Origin of the sequence: Collinsella sp. AM23-17, from assembly GCF_003470945.1 — a bacterium.
GTDB classification, from domain to species: Bacteria; Actinomycetota; Coriobacteriia; order Coriobacteriales; family Coriobacteriaceae; genus Collinsella; species Collinsella aerofaciens_O.
Genome location: NZ_QRHU01000005.1, coordinates 98,555 through 116,871 on the forward strand (window position 1 = coordinate 98,555; position 18,317 = coordinate 116,871).

15 protein-coding genes and 1 tRNA gene are annotated in these 18,317 nt (G+C 60.0%); 8 read left to right on the forward strand and 8 right to left on the reverse strand.

The genetic code is table 11. The annotated features are described in order from the left end of the window. Window positions 1-95: 95 nt before the first annotated feature. From DW645_RS03150 to DW645_RS03165, 4 genes are all read right to left on the reverse strand, one after another. Window positions 96-172, reverse strand: a tRNA-Glu gene (locus tag DW645_RS03150). A 101-nt stretch (window positions 173-273) separates the two neighbouring features. Beyond that, window positions 274-2,451 (reverse strand): MurT ligase domain-containing protein, encoded by a 2,178-nt coding sequence (locus DW645_RS10085; RefSeq protein WP_233540622.1) that lies wholly within the window; start codon window positions 2,449-2,451, stop codon window positions 274-276. A gap of 45 nt (window positions 2,452-2,496) precedes the next feature. Further along, window positions 2,497-3,540 carry a hypothetical protein gene (locus tag DW645_RS03160; protein ID WP_117786457.1) on the reverse strand — a complete coding sequence of 348 codons (1,044 nt, stop codon included), beginning with the start codon at window positions 3,538-3,540 and terminating at the stop codon, window positions 2,497-2,499. Continuing rightward, the gene (locus DW645_RS03165) at window positions 3,540-4,616 is read right to left on the reverse strand and encodes a hypothetical protein (RefSeq protein ID WP_117786456.1); all 1,077 of its coding nucleotides are present in this window, start codon (window positions 4,614-4,616) and stop codon (window positions 3,540-3,542) included. The genes DW645_RS03160 and DW645_RS03165 overlap by 1 nt, the downstream gene beginning before the upstream one ends. A 500-nt stretch (window positions 4,617-5,116) precedes the next feature. Here DW645_RS03165 and DW645_RS03170 point away from each other — a divergent pair, with 500 nt between their 5' ends. The 6 genes from DW645_RS03170 (at window position 5,117) to DW645_RS03195 (ending at window position 11,730) form a co-directional block, all read left to right on the forward strand. Next, a complete protein-coding gene (locus DW645_RS03170; RefSeq protein WP_117786455.1) occupies window positions 5,117-6,340 on the forward strand; it encodes an iron-containing alcohol dehydrogenase in 1,224 nt (407 codons plus the stop codon). An 83-nt stretch (window positions 6,341-6,423) separates the two neighbouring features. Next, window positions 6,424-7,524 carry a glycerol dehydrogenase gene (locus DW645_RS03175; RefSeq protein WP_117563611.1) on the forward strand — a complete coding sequence of 367 codons (1,101 nt, stop codon included), beginning with the start codon at window positions 6,424-6,426 and terminating at the stop codon, window positions 7,522-7,524. A gap of 147 nt (window positions 7,525-7,671) precedes the next feature. Beyond that, entirely contained in the window at window positions 7,672-8,739 is a 1,068-nt protein-coding gene (locus DW645_RS03180) for a glycerol dehydrogenase (protein ID WP_117786454.1), read from the forward strand. Between the two features lie 151 nt (window positions 8,740-8,890). Next, window positions 8,891-10,144: a 4Fe-4S binding protein gene (locus DW645_RS03185; protein ID WP_117786453.1), complete on the forward strand. Its 1,254-nt coding sequence runs from the start codon at window positions 8,891-8,893 to the stop codon at window positions 10,142-10,144. A gap of 114 nt (window positions 10,145-10,258) precedes the next feature. After that, a complete protein-coding gene (ychF, locus tag DW645_RS03190; RefSeq protein WP_089572784.1) occupies window positions 10,259-11,335 on the forward strand; it encodes a redox-regulated ATPase YchF in 1,077 nt (358 codons plus the stop codon). Window positions 11,336-11,346: 11 nt separating this feature from the next. Then, window positions 11,347-11,730 carry a DUF1648 domain-containing protein gene (locus DW645_RS03195; RefSeq protein WP_089572786.1) on the forward strand — a complete coding sequence of 128 codons (384 nt, stop codon included), beginning with the start codon at window positions 11,347-11,349 and terminating at the stop codon, window positions 11,728-11,730. A 9-nt stretch (window positions 11,731-11,739) separates the two neighbouring features. On the opposite strand, the gene DW645_RS03200 is transcribed toward DW645_RS03195, so the two are convergent. Further along, window positions 11,740-12,129, reverse strand: coding sequence for a hypothetical protein (locus DW645_RS03200; RefSeq protein ID WP_117736152.1), 390 nt, complete (start codon window positions 12,127-12,129; stop codon window positions 11,740-11,742). Window positions 12,130-12,205: 76 nt separating this feature from the next. On the opposite strand from DW645_RS03200, the gene DW645_RS10225 reads away from it, so the two are divergent. After that, window positions 12,206-12,424 carry a helix-turn-helix domain-containing protein gene (locus DW645_RS10225; RefSeq protein WP_035136926.1) on the forward strand — a complete coding sequence of 73 codons (219 nt, stop codon included), beginning with the start codon at window positions 12,206-12,208 and terminating at the stop codon, window positions 12,422-12,424. Window positions 12,425-12,446: 22 nt separating this feature from the next. Here the strand turns inward: DW645_RS10225 and DW645_RS03210 are convergent, their stop codons facing one another. Beyond that, a complete protein-coding gene (locus DW645_RS03210) occupies window positions 12,447-13,460 on the reverse strand; it encodes an asparaginase (RefSeq protein ID WP_055309953.1) in 1,014 nt (337 codons plus the stop codon). A 267-nt stretch (window positions 13,461-13,727) separates the two neighbouring features. On the opposite strand from DW645_RS03210, the gene guaA reads away from it, so the two are divergent. Beyond that, complete coding sequence (guaA, locus tag DW645_RS03215) at window positions 13,728-15,326, forward strand: glutamine-hydrolyzing GMP synthase (RefSeq protein WP_118226255.1); 1,599 nt, start codon at window positions 13,728-13,730, stop codon at window positions 15,324-15,326. Between the two features lie 488 nt (window positions 15,327-15,814). Here guaA and DW645_RS03220 read toward each other — a convergent pair whose 3' ends face one another. Together DW645_RS03220 and DW645_RS03230 are read right to left on the reverse strand one after the other, a co-directional pair. Then, a complete protein-coding gene (locus DW645_RS03220; RefSeq protein ID WP_118226257.1) occupies window positions 15,815-16,417 on the reverse strand; it encodes a Type 1 glutamine amidotransferase-like domain-containing protein in 603 nt (200 codons plus the stop codon). Between the two features lie 661 nt (window positions 16,418-17,078). Then, a complete protein-coding gene (locus DW645_RS03230) occupies window positions 17,079-18,041 on the reverse strand; it encodes an Abi family protein (RefSeq protein WP_118226259.1) in 963 nt (320 codons plus the stop codon). Window positions 18,042-18,317 lie beyond the last annotated feature (276 nt).

Genomic DNA, 18,317 nt, shown 5'->3' on the forward strand with positions numbered 1-18,317 from the left:
GATTTGCCGGGATCCGCACCCTGTCGGGTTCGAATCCCGGCGTATGGGTAGCAAAAAGCCCGCTACCGAATTGGTAACGGGCTTCTCAGATTCTGTGGTGCCCCCAGCGGGATTCGAACCCGCGATATCCACCTTGAAAGGGTGGCGTCCTTGGCCGCTAGACGATGGGGACAGCGGGAAAGAGTATAGCAGACTTTTTTGCCGGCGCGTATATCGTTGGCAAACTGGAAAACCACCACAAAGGTACCTGTCCCCTTTGTGGTGGTTGGGGCGTTAGGGGAGGAGCTTCATGGCGGCGTCGTGGGCGGCGTGCTCGTAGGTGTCGTCGAGGGGTTTGAGCGGCAGCAGGGCGGCGGCCTGTGTGTCGCCACGGCGCTCGAGGGCGTGCGCGATGAGCCAGTCGGCGAGTTCGGGGTTCTTGGGCAGCGCCGGGCCATGCAGGTACGTGCCGATGACACCCTTGTAGATGAGACCCTCAAAGCCATCGTCGCCGTTGTTGCCGGTGCCCGTGACGACGGACGTTCCGAGCGGCGTGGCATCGGCGTCCAAAAGCGTGCGGCCACCGTGGTTCTCGAATCCCACAAAGGGCTCGGGTGCCAGGTCGGTCTTGACGGCGACGTTGCCGATCAGGCGGTCGGAGCCGCGTACGGTCTCGGCGGCAATGACGCCCAGGCCCTCGATGCGATTTTCGCCCATATAGTACGAACGGCCGAGCAGCTGATAGCTGCCGCAGATGGCGAGCAGCGAACCGCCGTCCTCAACATAGGCTGCGACCTTGTCTTTTTGGGCGAGCAGCTCGTGTGCCACGGCTAGCTGGTCGCGATCGGATCCGCCGCCCATCATGACGATATCGGCATCATGCAGATCGAGCACCTCGCCCATGCGGACCTCATCCACGCGAACGGGGATGCCGCGCCAGGCGCAGCGGCGCTCGAGGGCGATGACGTTGCCGCCGTCGCCATAGAGGTTGAGGGCATCGGGATACAGGTAGACGATGCGCAGCGGGCGCGAGAGCTCGACTGGCGCGATACCGACAGGAAGAGCGCTGCCGTCGGCACGGACTGCGGCGCGGGCGGCAACCGTGGCTGCATCGGCACCCTTCAGCCCGTCGAGTTCTTTGACCAGCGGCGGGAAGGCCGTGTAGTTGGCGACGGCGTAGAAGGTGTCATCGGCGGCCTCGTCTGCCATGGCGCCAATTGCCTGCGCGACGTCCGAGATAATGGCGGCGTCGATGCCGGCGTACTTGAGGCGTACCTGCATGTCGTGCGCACGCGTGCCTCCGGCAAAGGCGACAAGATCCGGCGTGTCGGCGATGCGCTCGAAGTCGACATCGTAGATCCACGAGACATCGTGGCCGTCGGCATCGTTATCGTTTAGGAAGAAGGCGCAGAGCCTGCCACCTGCCGTTTTAATGGACTGGATCTGGCGATCGAAGCCCACGGGATTCTTGGCCAGGTTGGCCTCGACGGTGCGGCCGGCAATATCCCAGCGGCCCATGCGTCCGCCGGCGGGCACGTAGGCATTAAGCGTGGGCTGCAGGTGCGCCGCGTCCACGCCCAGCTCGTGCGCCGCAAAGAAGGCGGCGGCGACGTTATAGACCATGTACAGGCCGTTGTAGCGCGTGGCGATGTGCACGGCGGGCGCGTTGGCCTCGGGTCCAAAGGCCAGGTCAAAGCCGTAGCCGTCGCAGCCGAGCTCAACGCCCGTCACGCGGCGGAGCAGCGCGGGGCGACCCCAGCCGCACGAAGGGCAATGATAGGCGCCCAGCTGTCCGTACTGCACATAGTCGTATTCCAGCGGGGCGTTGCACTGCGAGCAAAAACGCGAGTCGCTAATGCGGTCGGACTCGGTGCCCGTGGCGCCGTCGATGCCAAAGGCGATGCTCGTGTTGGGGACGCGCGCGGCGATCGAGGCGCACAGCGGATCGTCGGCGTTGTAGATGAGCGTTGTCGTCGGAGAGAGCTCCAACGCATGGGCGATGACGTCTTGGGTATGGTCGATCTCGCCGTAGCGGTCTAGCTGGTCGCGGAACAGGTTGAGCAGCACAAAGTACGTCGGTTTGAGCTTGGGCAGAACGCGTACGGTGTAGAGCTCGTCGCACTCAAAAACGCCCACGCGCTTGCCGCTGCTGGTGTGCTTAAGGCTGCCGCGGGCCTCGAGCAGAGCACCCACCACACCAGGCTCCATATTGTTGCCGGCACGGTTGCACACCACGGTAGCGCCGCTGGCAGCAACGGCGTCAGCGATGAGGTTGGAGGTGGTGGTCTTGCCATTAGTACCGGTAATCACCACGCTGCGGTCGACCAGGCTCGCGAGGTCGCTTAGCAGCTCGGGGTCGATCTTCATGGCGATGCGGCCGGGAAGCACGCCACCCTGGCGTTTGAGGACAGAGCGCAGTCCCCAGCGGGCGATATCGCTCGAGGTGCAGGCGAGAGATGAGCGGAGGTTCATGAAGCCGTTCCTAACATAGATGACATGGTCGGGGCGATCGCGTCGCTAAAAGCCGTAGCGGCGCGCAAATTCCTGGGCGAGCTGCGATACATCTTCGCAGGCGTTGGCCCAGGGGGCAAAGTCGGGGGTGTCCGAGATAATGCCGTCGGCTTCCCAAACTGCCTGATGCGAAAGGTCCCAGGGGTCGTGCGGTTCGGGCCGGCAGGGAAGGTACGGTGTCTGATACATGGGGTTCAGCAAAAAGAACGCGCCGCCCTCGCAACGGTTAGCGAACTCACGCAGCGCACGCACCGCCGGGCGCATCTTGTTTGTTTTGAACAGCAAGATCGTGCGGGCGAGCAGGTACCAAGGAGAGTTTTCGAGTGCGTCTGCCCCCATCTGTTCCTCGAGCTGATGCGCCAGGGCAAAAAAGCCGTCCTGGTCTTCCAAGCGGGCGAGGGCAAGCAATACGGTGCCGGCGGCCCGGGTGGGATAGCCCTCCGCCTTAAGGACACGGCGAGCATAGTTGGCGGCGGCGCGGTAACGAGCGCTCGCCATGCACAGCTGCGAGATGGCCTCGAGTGTGTGAAGCCACCCGATAAGGGCCGGCTCGCTCACGGTAAGGTCCGCTGCGGTGACACCGTCGGCCAAAACATTATTGGCCCAATAGTGCGGGGCCTCCATATCAAACCCGGGCACGCTCTGTTGCAGGTAGTCGGCCGTGCTCGTCTCGAGCTTCATCAGGTCGCCCAGGCAGGCGTCGACGGGCGTGTCCGCCAAAATGATGGCGAGCAGCTGGGCATCGACGGCCAGCGCATCGACGCGGACGATCTTGAGCAGCTCATCACGCATGTCGTCGAACAGGCGGTTGCGCGTCTGCTCAAACTCCTCGTCGCTGCCCATGTCCTCGATGCGATGGAGCTCGTCGAGCAGGTGGCGATGAACGCCGGCATAGGACAGCAGTGCCTGGGCATGCTCGGCCTGCGCATACTTTTGAGGATTCGCGCTAATGTCGTTATGGACAAGCTCGCGTGCTGCATCGGTGAGCTCGGGGTGCGACGCCAGATAGGTGCGCTCCAGGTAGGCGGGGATGTAGACGCTCGGATCCATTAGAGGTCCCCTCCCTTAAATGGAAGCCCCTGCTCGGCCGCGCGCAGGATGCGCTCGTCGATCTGGGAGCGCACGATGTCGTTGGTGGCGATCCAGGCGGCAAAGCTGGCGTTGTCGGGGGCGCCCAGGCCCTCCTGCAGTACCGGCGTCGCCTCGGACAGCGCAAGGACAAGCTCGTCGGTGGAGCCTGCACCCACGTTGACGCGGGCATAGACGCCATCGGGAAACTCGGTTTGGAAGTAGAGCGCCTCGGCTGCGTGCGGGCACGAGCGCGCAAGGATGCGCAGGTAGTGTTCGGCGCCCTCGTAATCCAGCTCGCGCCAGGCAGCGCTCATCAGCGCGATGAGCGTCCACGGGTCCAAGTCGCGTTCTGCATCCTTGGGACGACGGCGCAGCGGCGTGTTGGCGAGATAGGGGACGGAGTGGGCAGAGCGAAAGCGCCTGAGCTCCTCAGCGGGGTATTCGAGCTTTGCCATGGCGAGCATTGCGGTGTGGCGGACGCCGGCAGGATCGTTGGGGGCAAAGTCGAGGCTGCGGTTTGCGGCTTCGAGCGACATGCGGTAGCGGCCGCTAATGAGCGCGCGCGATGCCAAGGCGGCAAGCCAGCGCAGGTAGGGACGGCGGGTCAGGTCGCCTGCGGCCTCGCGCTCGTAGGGGTCCTGCGCCGAGGCAATCTTGAGCGCCAGATCGTGCTCCACCTCGTCGCACTTGGACACCAGATATTGCACGTATTCCTCGTTGGAGTCAGCGGTGAGGGCGCACAACATGCGCTGCGCATCCCAGTTGGCCGGATCGAGTGCGGCGGCCTCGCGAAGCATGTTCTCGGCAGCGGCCTCTTCCTGCTCGGCTTGGGCATCGTCGGGGATAAAGGGAATGCGGTAGTCGACGGCCTCGACCACCTTGGCAATCAGATGCCCGGCGCGGTCGCGGTCGTGCACGATGAGCGGCGCGGGGTTGCGGGTGAATTGCTCCATCAGACGCTCGACGGCGGGGCCGTCGGTGAGCGGGATATTGTCGCGGCGCAAGGCCTCAAGAACGAGGCGATGGCAATCCTCTTGAATGGGATCGAATGCCATGGGGCCTCCTTTGCTGCGGTTAGGGTTCAAATGTCTCTATATAAGGTTCTAGTTTACCCGCATGTGGCACACCGGGGGTGCCGCACTTGGACATGCACCTTTGCACCACGAAGACGGATGTCGCACAAATGTCGGCGCCTTGGACGACTGAGTGGTATCACGGTGCCGCAAACGGTCGATTTTTGGCGGCGAACGGGGCGCATTTTGGAGGGGCACCGTCCTGCCCGGGATATGTGGTCAACCTTGATAAAACGTTTGCCCAGCTTGGGAGTATGAATGCCCCACAAGGGTCTTCAGGGATAGAAAAAACGTTTCATCATTGTTGGCTTTAGGTGAATAACTGACCAACCAGAACGGTAAAATAGTGTTTGTCTGAGCGTTGAGACGTTTAGACATCGTGCGTTGTCATCGCCGGCAACGCGCAAAACGGTCCTAACGGAGCCAATCGGGTGCTCCGTTATATACACAAGTCTAAGAGGGGCTTGTTTAGGAGGCACAGTATGGGACGTTTTACCAATCCTCGCGATCTGTACTTTGGTGAGGGCGCTCGCCACGAGGTGAAGAACCTCAAGGGCAAGAAGGCCATCATCGTTTCTGGCGGCAGCTCTATGCGCCGCGGCGGGTTCCTGCAGGACGTCGAGGCCGACCTCAAAGAGGCCGGCATGGAGGTCAAGCTGTTCGAGGGCGTCGAGTCCGACCCGTCCATCGAGACGGTCATGAAGGGCGCCGAGGCCATGCGCGAGTTCGAGCCCGACTGGATTATCGCCATCGGCGGCGGCTCGCCCATCGATGCCGCTAAGGCCATGTGGGTCTTCTACGAGTATCCCGAGGAGTCCTTCGACAACATCATCCAGCCGTTCAGCTTCCCCGAGCTGCGTCAGAAGGCTCATTTCTGCGCCATCTCCTCTACCTCCGGCACCGCTACCGAGGTCACCGCGTTCTCCGTTATTACCGACTACGCCAAGGGCATCAAGTACCCGCTGGCCGACTTCAACATCACCCCTGATGTCGCCATCGTCGACCCCGAGCTCACCTACACCATGCCCGCCAAGCTGTGCGCTCACACCGGCATGGATGCTCTGACCCACTGCATGGAGGCCTACGTTTCCACCTGCGCCTCTATGTTCACCGACGCCAACGCCCTGCACGGCATCCGCGAGATCGTCGAGTGGCTGCCCAAGTCCTATGCTGGCGACCATGAGGCCCGTCAGCACATGCACGAGGCTCAGTGCATCGCCGGTATCGCCTTCTCCTCGGGCCTGCTCGGCATCGTTCACTCCATGGCTCACAAGACCGGTGCTGCCTTCGAGAACGGCCACATCATCCACGGTGCCGCTAACGCCATGTACCTGGGCAAGGTTATCCAGTGGAACTCCAAGGACCCGCGTGCTGCTGAGCGTTACGCTTACGTGGCCAAGGAGATCCTGCACCTTCCCGGCGAGACCAACGAGGAGCTCATCGCTGCGCTCGTCCAGAAGATTCGCGACCTCAATGACCAGCTCAACATTCCGCAGTCCATCAAGGATTACGCGAATGGTGGCGTGAAGGTCGACGCCGAGAACCCGCAGATGGTTTCCGAGGAGGAGTTCCTCGCCAAGCTCCCCGAGATCGCCGCGAACGCCGAGCAGGACGCCTGCACGCCCGAGAACCCGCGTGAGACCAAGGCTGCCGACTTCGAGAAGATTCTCAAGGCCTGCTACTACGACACCGACATCGATTTCTAATCGACTCTTGTTATCGTAACGAGGGGCTCCGCACGTATCTGTACGGAGCCCCTTTCTTTTTTCTTTTAGAGAATGGGATAGTTATGGCTGCAATTTTCAATAGCCCCAGCAAGTACATCCAGGGTCCGGACGAGCTCGCCAAGCTCGGCTCCTATGTCGAGCCGCTCGGCGCTAAGGCCCTCGTCATCGTGACGCCTTCGGGCAAGAAGCGCGTCGGTGCCAAGATCGAGGGCGGTTTTGCCGAGGCTAAGGCCGAGCTGCTGTTTGAGGACTTTAACGGCGAGTGCTCCAAGGGCGAGGTCGATCGCCTGGTTGCGCTCGCTCGCGACAACGGTTGCGACATCATCGTCGGCGTCGGTGGCGGCAAGATCCTCGACACCGCGAAGGCCGTCGCCTATTACCTGGAGTCCCCGGTTATCATTTGCCCCACCATTGCTTCGACCGATGCCCCGTGTTCGGCACTTTCGGTGCTCTACACCGACGATGGCCAGTTCGATAAATATCTCTTCCTTAAGGCAAACCCCAACATTGTCCTGATGGATACGACGGTTATCGCGGCGAGCCCGGTGCGCCTGACGGTTTCCGGTATGGGCGATGCGCTCGCAACCTACTTTGAGGCCCAGGCGACGCATGATGCCGACGGTGGCACCTGCGCTGGCGGCAAGGGCGGCATGGCCGGTCTGGCGCTCGCCAAGCTCTGCTACGAGACGCTTATGGCCGATGGCGTCAAGGCCAAGGTCGCGCTGGAGAAGGGTGCGCTCACGCCTGCCGTCGAGCATATCATCGAGGCCAATACGCTGCTTTCGGGCATTGGCTTTGAGAGCTCGGGCCTTGCTGCTGCTCATGCCATCCACAATGGCCTGACGATGCTGCCCGAGTGCCACGGCATGTATCACGGCGAGAAGGTCGCCTTTGGCACCATCGTTCAGCTGGTACTCGAGGATGCTCCGACTGAGAAACTCGAGGAAGTCTTGGGCTTCTGCATTGAGCTGGGCCTGCCGGTCACGATGAAGGAACTTGGCGTTGCCGAGCTTACGCGCGAACAGGCCATGATTGTTGCCGAGGCCGCCTGCGCGCCCGATGACACCATGTGCAATATGCCGTTTGAGGTGACGCCCGAGATGGTCGCAAACGCCATCCTGGGTGCCGACGCGCTGGGACACTACTATCTCATGGATGAGTAAATCAAGCTAAGGAAGGGGCAAAGCCAGCAGACGGCTTTGCCCCTTTTTGCTATGGTGCAAACTAACCTGACCCCATCGCACCAAGTTGGTGCAAAGGGGTCAGGTTACTTTGCACCAATCGTTGTTTGATGAAGGGCGGATTCTCGTATGGCGCTTCCTATGGTTTACGGCGGTCCCGGCCGGTATGTTCAGGGGCCGGGCGAACTTTCGCGTCAGGGCAGGTATTTGTCATGGTTGGGCTGCGCTGCCTATGTCTTGTTTGACCAGGGCGCCGAGGATCGGCTGTGCAGGCAGATCGTCGATGGATTTCTGGATGAAGATCTAAGCGAGCCGTTCTTTAAGATTTACAACGGTCCGTGTACGGAAGATGCCGTTGTCGAAATGGCCAAGGAAGCCCAGGCCGAGTATTGCGACATGGTGGTGGGCATTGGCGGCGGCAAGATGCTCGATATCGCAAAGGCCGTTGCGTTTTATGCTGAGCTGCCGTTGTGCGTATGCCCCACGGCGACTTCGATGGACGGTCCGTGCAGTGCGATTTCGGTGCTGTATCACGAGGATGGGTCGTTCGACCGCTACCTGATGCTCGAGAAGAATCCAGATCTGGTCGTGGTCGATACCAACGTGGTCGCGGCGGCCCCACTGCGTATGACGGTCGCTGGCATGGGCGATGCGCTGGCAACGTACTTCGAGGCGCGTTCGTGCGCCGCGGCGCACGGCGCCAACGAGCACGGTGGCACGCCGGGGCACTTGGCCCTGGTTGCGGCTCGTGCCTGCTATGACACACTCATGGAGTGCGGCGTCGCTGCCAAGCGCGATCTCAAAAAGGGCCGTATATCGCCGGCGGTTGAGCGCCTGATCGAGTGCAATATTCTGCTCTCGGGTGTTGGCTTTGAGAGCGGTGGCCTAGCGCTTGCCCATGCCATCGCCAACGGCCTGACGATTCTGCCCGAGTGCAAGGCCATGCATGGTGAGGCCGTGGCATTTGGCCTGGTGGTGCAGCTGCGCCTGGAGCGTGCGCCCGAGCTTGATCAGGTGCTCGAGTTTTGCCGGCGCGTCGGTCTGCCGACGACGCTCGAGGAGCTGGGCCTTGGCGAGATTTCCGATGCCGATCTGCTGAGCGTTGCGGACGCAACTTTTAAGAACGAGCGTAACATGGCCAACGAGCAGGCCAAGGTGACCAAACAAAAGCTCGTGCAGCTCATGCGCGAGGCATAGTTTGGCGCTTGATTGGCCTTGTGCAATCGAGGCGGCGATAGGCCATGGGCTATTTGCCGCAAAGATGCTCCGCGTGTAATTTGCCCGAGGCGTGGGCCGATAGCGTATCATTATCTCTTGCTTGTTTGCACTGCTCAGGGAGGGGCCGCGCATGGCGCAGGAACACGATCTGTTTGATGACATTATCGAGATCAGCAAGGGTTTCGACTTTCTTAAAAACCCGCTTGGCGGTGTGACCGATGCGCTCGATCCGTCGGCGCCGCAGTGGAATCCTGCTGACTACAAGGAGCGTCCGCGCGGCAACACCATTCCGTGCTTGACCTGCAAAAACGAAAAGAGTGGCTGCACCGCGTGCATGGACGTGTGCCCGGTCAACGCCATCGAGGTCGAGGAAGATGCCATCGAGATCCTCGATTCCTGTCGCAAGTGTGGCCTGTGCGCCGCTGCCTGTCCGACTGAGGCGATCATCTCGCCGCGCCTGGCGCCCAAAAACCTGTATGACGACATTGTCTCGGCAGCTACGAGCCACGAGACCGCCTACGTTACCTGCACGCGTGCCCTTAAGCGCATGCCGCGCGAGAACGAGGTCGTCGTAGCCTGCGTGGGCGATATTACAGCCGAGACCTGGTTCTCGGTACTGGCCGACTATCCCAACGTGAGTGTGTATCTGCCGCTGGGCGTGTGCGATAAATGCCGCAACACCGGTGGCGAGGACATGCTGGGCGAGGCGATTGCGAAGGCCGAGGAATGGGCTGGTACGGGTATGGGCCTGGAGGTCGACCCCAAGAGCCTCAAATGCCATAAGCGCCGCGAGTACGAGCGCAAGGAATACATGGAAAAGATCGCCCGTACCACGGGCCTTACCGTGACAAAGCTCAACCCGGCGACGGCGGCACTGGCTTCGGTGACGCAGAAGCTCAAAGCCCATCGCCATCAGATTACCCAGCTGGAGCGCACACTCAACACCATGTGCGGTACCACGACGACCAAGCGTCGCCGCTCGCTCACCCATGGGCGCCAGCTGGTACTCTCGACGCTGCAAAACCACCCCGAGCTTGCCCAGAACATGCAGGTGAGCACGCCGGAGTGCGATTTTGACAAGTGCACGTCGTGCGGCGAGTGCGTCAATGTATGCCCCACGTTCGCCTGCGATTTGGTGGGAAGCGGCCGCTTTGCGTTGGAGTCCACGTATTGTTTGGGTTGCGGAGCCTGCGTCAAGGTTTGTCCCGAACATGCGCTCAAGCTGGTCGAACACGATGCGTCCAACTTGGTTGTCGTCGACCCCGAAGCCGAGGAAAAGGCCGCCCAGAAGGCGAAGGCTCACGAAGAAGCTGAGAAGGTCAAGGCCGAGGCAAAGGAAAAGCTCAACAAGGTGCTCGACCAGGTGGAAAAGCTCGCAGACTAGTCGGCGACCCCAATCTCTGCTTCATTTGCGCCGCCGTGGCGCCCGGGTTCGCCTGGATGCTGCGGCGGCGCTATACTTATGCAGTTTGAAGTACCTGTATCAAAAGGAGCTGTCGTGTCCCTTTCCATCGGTATCGTGGGCCTGCCCAACGTGGGCAAGTCGACGCTGTTCACCGCGCTTACCAAAAAGACCGGCCTTGCCGCCAACTACCCGTTTGCCACGATCGACCCCAACGTGGGTATCGTCGATGTGCCCGATAGCCGCCTGCAAAAGCTCGCCGACATCGTCAACCCGGGTCGCATTGTGCCGGCTACGGTCGAGTTCGTCGACATCGCAGGTCTGGTGAAGGGCGCTAACGAGGGCGAGGGTCTGGGCAACCAGTTCTTGGCAAACATCCGCGAGACCGACGCCATCTGCGAGGTCGTGCGCTACTTTAAGGACCCCAACGTCATGCGTGAGGTGGGCCGCACCGGCGAGTTCGTCGATCCCGCCGGCGATGCCGACACCATCATGACCGAGCTCATCCTGGCCGACATGGGCACGCTCGAGAAGCAGCTGCCCAAGCTCGAGAAGGAGGCCAAGCGCGACAAGGAGCTCATGCCCAAGTTTGAGGTCGCCAAGCGTCTGCTTGCCTGGCTCAACGAGGGCAAGCGCGCCGCATCCATGGAGATGACTGACGAGGAGCGCGCCGCCGCCAAGGGCCTGTTCCTGCTCACCATGAAGCCCATCCTGTATGTGGCCAACGTGGACGAGGATATGCTCAACGAGGACCTGGCGCCCATCGATGGCGTCAAGCCGCTGCCGATCTGCGCCAAGATTGAGGCCGAGCTTTCCGAGCTCGATCCCGAGGACGCTGCCGACTACCTGGAGAGCCTGGGCCTGGAGCAGCCCGGCCTGGACGTGCTCGCGCAGGCCGCCTACAAGCTGCTTGGCCTGCAGTCGTTCTTTACGGCTGGTGAGATGGAGGTCAAGGCCTGGACGGTTCGTCAGGGCGCAACCGCTCCGCAGGCCGCCGGCGTCATCCACACCGACTTTGAGCGCGGCTTTATTAAGGCCGAGGTCATTGGCTACGACGATTACATCGAGCTCGGTGGCGAGCAGGGCGCCAAGGCCGCCGGTAAGCTGCGTATCGAGGGCAAAGAGTATGTCATGGCCGATGGCGACGTCGTGCACTTCCGCTTTAACGTGTAAGGACGACGCATATGTTTAAATATGGCAAAAAAGCTGGCTACATGGGTATTGCGTTGCTCGTACTTGCGGTGATTCCGCTGGTGGTCGCAGCGTGTGTTATCCCCAACATTGGTCCCGAGGTGGCAACGAAGTTTAACGCGGCCGGTGAGGTGACGCGCTGGGGCAAGAGCTACGAGCTGCTGGCACTGCCGGTGCTCAACCTGCTGCTGAGCGTGGCGACGTACTTTACGGCAGGACGCCAGGCTAAAAACAATGATGACTCCGCCGCCATGGCGCGCATCGTGTGCGAGCGCTACCTGCGAAACGGCTGCATCACGGGCGTGTTCCTCAACGTAATCAACGTCTACTTTATGTATTCGGCGATAACCGGCACGGGCTTTGGCTTTGGTTTCTAGCTAGTCCTTTTAGGCAACGAGCCTGCACGCATATTCAATGGCTGCTGCGAGGCCGCCGCTCGATCGTGGTTTAAAGACCATGTCGGCGGCGGCCTCGTTTTCGTATCCGGCGCCGCGAAGGGCGAGCGCGATACCGGCTTCTAAAAGGAGCGGCAGGCCGCGTTGGCTGGTTGCGATTACGGCAGCCTGATTGAGCGAGCAGCTGTGCGCTTGGCATTGGATGGCAAGTTCGCCTTGCGCCGGGCAAGGGACCAGAACGGCGGCGACGCGACTTGATAGTAATGCAAATGCTGTGCGCTCATCGGGCGAAAGGCATTCGGCTTCAACGACGACGAGCTTGGGCGGTGCGCTGTTTGTGCGAAGCGTGGCTCGGTACATGCGGACCGAAGAACCCGACATAGAAAACTCCTGTGTATTCGGCAAAACGTAAACTATAGTTTACGTTTTTGTTCAGCTCCATTTCAAACTCGGCTGCATGGACGAACGTGCGAAACAGATTCTTGGCAGGCGGGTCGAAGAGACACGCAGGGACCTTGGTATCTCCAAGGTTGATTTTTGTGTGGCGACAGGAATCAGCCGACCCTACCTCGACCGAATCGAAGATGGGACGGCAAATTTCACGCTCAAGGTTCTATTTAAGATCGCGCCCGCACTCGGCATGACGGTGTCAGAGCTTCTCGAGGGGATCGAATAGGGGATACCCGTCGACAACTGAATTACGCCATCGGGATGCGGTCGTGGTTGACTTGGCTGTAGAACAGGCGCTGGATCTCGGCGGCATCGCGTGACTGGCCGAGTGCCCACATGGTTTTGGCCACGAGTGTCTCGGTGGTCATATCATCGCCGCGCAAAATACCCGGATGGTCGGCGTAAGCACGGCCGACCTCATAAACACCCAGATCGAGGCCCTCTTCGGGGACCTGTGTGGTCATAACGACGGTGCGGCCCGAATCGACCCAGCGGAAAATTGCCTCTTGGAACGATTCGCCCGATTCACCAAACTCGGGGATACCGCCAATGCCAAAGGTCTCCAGAATCACGGCGTCGTAGCTATCGGCAAGGGCGTCGAGGATGCCCGGGTTTACGCCGGGCGTAAGCTTGAGTACAAATACGCGCGGGTCGATGCTGTCGTAGAAGCGCACCGGGTTTTCGCCCTGATGCGTGCCGTGAAGCCCGTTGCGCACGATGCGGTCGTTGCGGATATAGGCGATGGGCGGATAGTTGACGCTAATGAACGCGTTAAAGCTCATAGTGCGCTGTTTGCGGGCGCGCGTGCCGGCAATGGCGACGCCGCCAAACACGATCGAGACGTCGTGCGAATGCTCGTCGAGCGCATAGAGCAGGCTCTGGTACAGGTTGAGCTTGGCATCGGTAAAGGGATTGCCCATGGGCTTTTGCGAGCCGGTGAGTACGATGGGCTTGGGGCTGTCCTGAATCAGATAGGAAAGCGCCGCCGCTGTGTAGCTCATGGTGTCCGTGCCGTGCAGGATCACAAAGCCGTCGTGGTCGGCATAGCCTTCGACGATGACGTCGCGGATACGCATCCAGTCACTGGGGCGCATATTGGTGCTGTCGATGTTCATGGGCTGCACCACGTCGAGCTCGCAGAGGCCCGAGATCTCGGGGACGCTCTGGGCGAGCTCCTCACCGGTCAGGGCGGGGGAGAGGCCGTTGCCGTCCTCGGTCGATGCGATGGTGCCGCCCGTGGCGATGAGAAGGATGCGCTTCATGCTGGTATTCCTATCGTATTTGCCGCCGCAAAGGCGGAGTCGTTCGGCAGTATTGTGGCACAGGGCGTCCAATGTTCAAACGTATTACATCATCTGTAACGTTTGGTAACACTTCAATCGCCGTCAAATAGGGCCCCGGTCGTGCGTTTGCCGTGCGCTGATGGCTGCGAGGGACGAGAAACCCCATATAACGTGTACACTATGAAAGTTATTTTCGTTCATTCACGCGGGTGGGCACCGGCTCCCCGCCAACAAGAGGGGGAAACCATGGATCAAAAGGCTTCCGCAAAGGTCCTCGTACTCGACTTTGGTGCGCAGTACGGTCAGCTCATTGCCCGTCGCGTCCGCGACCTCAACGTGTATTCCGAGATCGTTCCCTGCGACATCTCGGCCGATGAGATTCGCGAGATGAACGCCTCCGCGCTCATCCTTTCTGGCGGCCCGGCCTCCGTGTACGCCGAGGACGCTCCGTCCATCGATCCCGCCATCTTCGACCTTGGCCTTCCCGTCCTTGGCTTTTGCTACGGCCATCAGATCACGGCCGTGACGCTCGGCGGCAAGGTCGGCCATTCCGAGGTGGGCGAGTACGGCCGCGCCACCATCACGCGCACGGCCGGCGCCAAGCTCTTTAACTCCACGCCTATGGAGCAGACCGTGTGGATGAGCCATCGCGACGCCGTTTCCGAGGTGCCCGAGGGCTTTACCGTTACCGCCAGCACCGACGTGTGCCCGGTTGCCGCCATGGAGTGCGTCGAGCGCAAGATTTTCACCACGCAGTTCCACCCCGAGGTCAAGCACTCCGAGTACGGTCAGCAGCTGCTGAGCAACTTCCTGTTTGAGATCTGCGGCCTGGAGCCCAACTGGAGCATGGACAACCTGGTCGAGACCATGACGGCAGACTTCCGCGAGAAGGTCGGCGACGACCGCGTGATCCTGGCCCTGTCCGGCGGCGTCGACTCCTCTGTCGTGGCCGCTCTGGGCGCTCGCGCCGTAGGCAAGCAGATGACCTGTGTGTTCATCAACCACGGCCTGCTGCGTAAGAGCGAGCCCGAGCAGGTGGAGGAGGTCTTCACCAAGCAGTTCGATGTCGACTTTATCCACGTCCACGCCGAGGACCGTTATGCCGAGCTTCTGGCCGGCGTGACCGAGCCCGAGGAGAAGCGCCGCATCATCGGCACGCAGTTCTGGAAAGAGTTCTTCGCCGTGGCGCAGCAGCTCGAGACCGATGGCAAGCCGGTCAAGTACCTGGCTCAGGGCACCATCTACCCCGACATCATCGAGTCTGGCGCTCGCAAGACGGGCGGCAAGACGGCCACCATCAAGAGTCATCACAACCTGATCCCGTTCCCCGAGGGTGTGCACTTCGACCTTATTGAGCCGCTCGATCACTTCTTTAAGGACGAGGTCCGCGCGCTTGGTTTGGCACTTGGCCTGCCGGGTCATATCGTGTTCCGCCAGCCTTTCCCGGGCCCGGGTCTGGCCATCCGCATCATCGGCGCGGTCGACAAGGAGAAGCTCGAGATCCTCAAGAATGCCGACGCCATCGTGCGCGAGGAGCTCGATGCCTACAACCAGCGCCTGTTTGAGCAGACCGGCGAGCGCAACTCCGAGCACAGCTGCTGGCAGTATTTTGCGGTCCTGCCCGACATCAAGTCCGTTGGCGTTATGGGCGACGAGCGCACCTATCAGCGCCCGATCATCTTGCGCGCCGTGGAGTCCAGCGACGCCATGACCGCCGACTGGGCCAAGCTGCCCTACGACGTTCTGGCCCGCATCTCCGGCCGCATCGTTGCCGAGGTCCCTGGCGCCAACCGCGTATGCTACGACATTACGTCCAAGCCGCCCGCGACCATCGAGTGGGAATAGGCCGATAGGGTTCTGACCTGCACTTTTGAGTGCCGCACTGTGCTGCTGAGTTTCGTTTCGTATGAGAGTCACGGCAAAGCCACCAGCGACATTGGTGAGTAAATCCGATTATCGAGCCTCCGTTCCCATGTTGGGACGGAGGCTTTTACTTTGCCGTTTTACTCCCTTTCACCTGCGATTTCGCTATTTACTCCCCGTGTTTCAAGACGACAAGGCACGGGGCGGTATTCGGAGGAATGGGAGTAAGGATTCATCCCAAGTGAGTGGACGCGCGGTTTTTGTCCCCGAGGGCGAAACGAGGCCGTTTCGGGGTCCGCGAAACTCAAATCAAACTCAACAGGCTTTTTGGCGGTCTCTGCACAGCGTTTTCCCAGGTCGTTAATAGGGAGTAAAGAATCTCGCCGTCCCAATGAGGGGAGTATCCAGGGGAAATGCCGCCGTATGCCGTCATATTCTATTTTTGATACTGATAAACTGGAATTTTCAAATTAATCTTTGCAAATAACCTTTGAATCTTCACCATCAAATACAATTCCCTGACGGTTGTTAATTGGGCATAGATTCAAATCCGAAAACTCAGTCATTATTTTCTCGGTAGCTTTCTTAAATGGTGCTGTAAGATAATGCGGAAGAACATGGAAATCAATCAAATCAAGCCCTGCATCATCTTCTTGTGAGTAGTCCTCTGGCTTTTCATCCATTTGCTCGATATATTGGATGCTTGGGGCGCATATAATTGCGCCTGCCGACTCGCCGATCATCAATTTTCCATTTGCCAATTCCTTTTTCAGTAGCCCATCAGTTCCCGTTTTACGGAGCTGGTCCATAAGAAAGAAAGAATTTCCGCCGGTAAAATATATAACATCTGCTTCTTCAAAAACAGACTGTATCGTTGAATAAGCCTCCGTTGAAATATCAATTTCAGTTACGATTGCTCCCAACTTTTTGAATAATTTTCGAGCCGAGCCGACATAGCCGGTGTAGCCTTCACGCAGTGAAGCTGTTGGAATAAATGCGACTTTCTTATTTTCAATTTCTTCCTTTATCAGACTTCCCACACTTGAAAAGTGCGAACATAATAATAGTTTCATCAATATTCTCCTTTATAAATTCCATTTGTCGCTCAAAGGGTCTGCAAATTTAATCCCGTTGTACTGTTCTGGGTGATATTCCTTTGCATATGCGGCAGGAATTAAAACCTTTTCTTCGGTCAGTATTTCCGCTATGGCTCGTGGACTTTTCCCTCATTGGCAAGCAGAAAGATACGCTTTACCACCTCAGAAGCCACAGGATCAACCACAAGCGTTTGTTTGTCGGTCGGTAATCGGTTACATCTCTGGTGCCCGCATTGTAGCACGCGCGGATTTACGATGTTGATCGCCGGCGCCTAGACGGAGATGAAGGCGGTTCGATCTAGGTCAAGCCGGTCGCTCAATCATGAAACGGCCGATGGCCGCGTTCATTAGCTCACGACCGATTCCCTGAAGATAGAAGGCGCCCACGAGGACACCTGCAGGCTATCTTCGAACTACTTGGTTTGGGGCAGACGGAGGAAGAAAATAGGGCAGAACCGCTTTCACGATCCTGCCCCGCAAACCCGAGGGTTTCTAACTGGCTCCATTATTCCGGGCTTCTCAGTTCTGTCATTGACCCAGGTATCACCCGTCTCCTATAGCGAGTGAATATAAAAATAGGGCAGAGTCGCTTGCGCAAGTCCGCCCCTAAAACCGTGAAGGTTTTGCTATCTGCAGGCTATTCTACCAACCCGAGCGATTCTGTCAACCTGCGAAGGAACTCGAGCGCGGAGCGAGCTGCGGCGTCGGGCCCCTTGTCGGGCAGCGCCTCGGTTTCGCCGTCGGCCCTGGCGAACATCCCGGCGAGCTCGGATGCGGCGCGCGAGCGCGAGGAGCCCTCGGGTACCAAGCCGGAGTGCGCCACGAGCACGGTCGCGACCTCCTGCATGGCCGTGTTCCCCATCCACTTCCTCCTGGTCGCCTTGGGAATTCCCACGGCGGCGACCCTTCGGGAGACGCCGCTGGACGCCGAGCCCCGGGCGGCGCCCCTCTCGGCGAAGCAGTTGATCAGGCACGAGCCGTGCGCGGCGCAGTTGCGGACGGACTTCACGCGCTTGAGGTCGTAGTGGGAGGCCTCGAGGCGCCTGTCGCCCCATCGCCTGGCGCAGAAGCGCACGAAGTCGATGAGGGTGCCGAACGAGGTGAGCTCAAGGAAGGCCCAGGCAGGCATGTCGCCGGAGTACTTCGCGTAGAGGCTCGAGCTGTAGGGGCTGCGGCCGCTCATCTTGAGCTCGCGCAGGCGGTACTCCCTGTTTGCAGCGGTAAGCGATGCCATGTAGTCGGCCACGATGGCGTAGCCGTCCTCTCCGCGGTCCTCCATCTCGCGAAGCAGTGTCACCTTCTGGAAATGCTCGATGTCGAGCGTCATGCCGAGCAGGGCGTGGCGCAGCTCCTGGTCGAGCGCCGCGAGCAGGCGCAGCTGGCCGAAGTCGAGGTCTACGTAGCGGCCGTCGCGCGGGCCTCCCTCGTATTTCGAGAAGAGTTTGCGGTAGGATGCGAGCTTGAAGAAGTTGCACTTGTCGCGCAGGTAGTCCGCGGCCTCTTCCTCGGAACACAGCTCGAAGGCTACGCCCTTCTGCTTGAGGTGCTCTATCTGCTGCTCGATCGTGAGGATCGGCTTCCTATCGTGGGGTTCGGCCATGCTCGGTCTCCTGTCATTGATTTGAGAATCCTATTCTACCAGCATGTTTGCCCTGAATCCTGAAGGCCCGTTCGCCAACTCATAAGCAAGCCACCTGAGACTACTCACTTTGTTCACGAATGGCGAAGACCTGCGACCTGGGGTTTTGCAAATGGCGCGCAAGCCACCCGCGTTAATTCACTTGCGATTGCAGCTGGCAGCTTGCAGGCAAAAGGGCGGTTGAGTGGTGGCGCGCGCAGACGTGGTGTAAGAGCGTCCCGAGGTCCGTCGCTGCAA

What these genes read in the sequence shown, in the direction of transcription:
- guaA (WP_118226255.1), top strand. Translation starts at nt 13,728, where the DNA reads ATGGATCAAAAGGCTTCCGCAAAGGTCCTCGTACTCGACTTTGGTGCG.
- DW645_RS03185 (WP_117786453.1), top strand. Translation starts at nt 8,891, where the DNA reads ATGGCGCAGGAACACGATCTGTTTGATGACATTATCGAGATCAGCAAG.
- DW645_RS03170 (WP_117786455.1), top strand. Translation starts at nt 5,117, where the DNA reads ATGGGACGTTTTACCAATCCTCGCGATCTGTACTTTGGTGAGGGCGCT.
- DW645_RS03180 (WP_117786454.1), top strand. Translation starts at nt 7,672, where the DNA reads ATGGCGCTTCCTATGGTTTACGGCGGTCCCGGCCGGTATGTTCAGGGG.
- DW645_RS03230 (WP_118226259.1), bottom strand. Translation starts at nt 18,041, where the DNA reads ATGGCCGAACCCCACGATAGGAAGCCGATCCTCACGATCGAGCAGCAG.
- DW645_RS03160 (WP_117786457.1), bottom strand. Translation starts at nt 3,540, where the DNA reads ATGGATCCGAGCGTCTACATCCCCGCCTACCTGGAGCGCACCTATCTG.
- DW645_RS03165 (WP_117786456.1), bottom strand. Translation starts at nt 4,616, where the DNA reads ATGGCATTCGATCCCATTCAAGAGGATTGCCATCGCCTCGTTCTTGAG.
- DW645_RS03200 (WP_117736152.1), bottom strand. Translation starts at nt 12,129, where the DNA reads ATGTCGGGTTCTTCGGTCCGCATGTACCGAGCCACGCTTCGCACAAAC.
- DW645_RS03175 (WP_117563611.1), top strand. Translation starts at nt 6,424, where the DNA reads ATGGCTGCAATTTTCAATAGCCCCAGCAAGTACATCCAGGGTCCGGAC.
- DW645_RS03195 (WP_089572786.1), top strand. Translation starts at nt 11,347, where the DNA reads ATGTTTAAATATGGCAAAAAAGCTGGCTACATGGGTATTGCGTTGCTC.
- DW645_RS10225 (WP_035136926.1), top strand. Translation starts at nt 12,206, where the DNA reads ATGGACGAACGTGCGAAACAGATTCTTGGCAGGCGGGTCGAAGAGACA.
- DW645_RS10085 (WP_233540622.1), bottom strand. Translation starts at nt 2,451, where the DNA reads ATGAACCTCCGCTCATCTCTCGCCTGCACCTCGAGCGATATCGCCCGC.
- DW645_RS03220 (WP_118226257.1), bottom strand. Translation starts at nt 16,417, where the DNA reads ATGAAACTATTATTATGTTCGCACTTTTCAAGTGTGGGAAGTCTGATA.
- DW645_RS03210 (WP_055309953.1), bottom strand. Translation starts at nt 13,460, where the DNA reads ATGAAGCGCATCCTTCTCATCGCCACGGGCGGCACCATCGCATCGACC.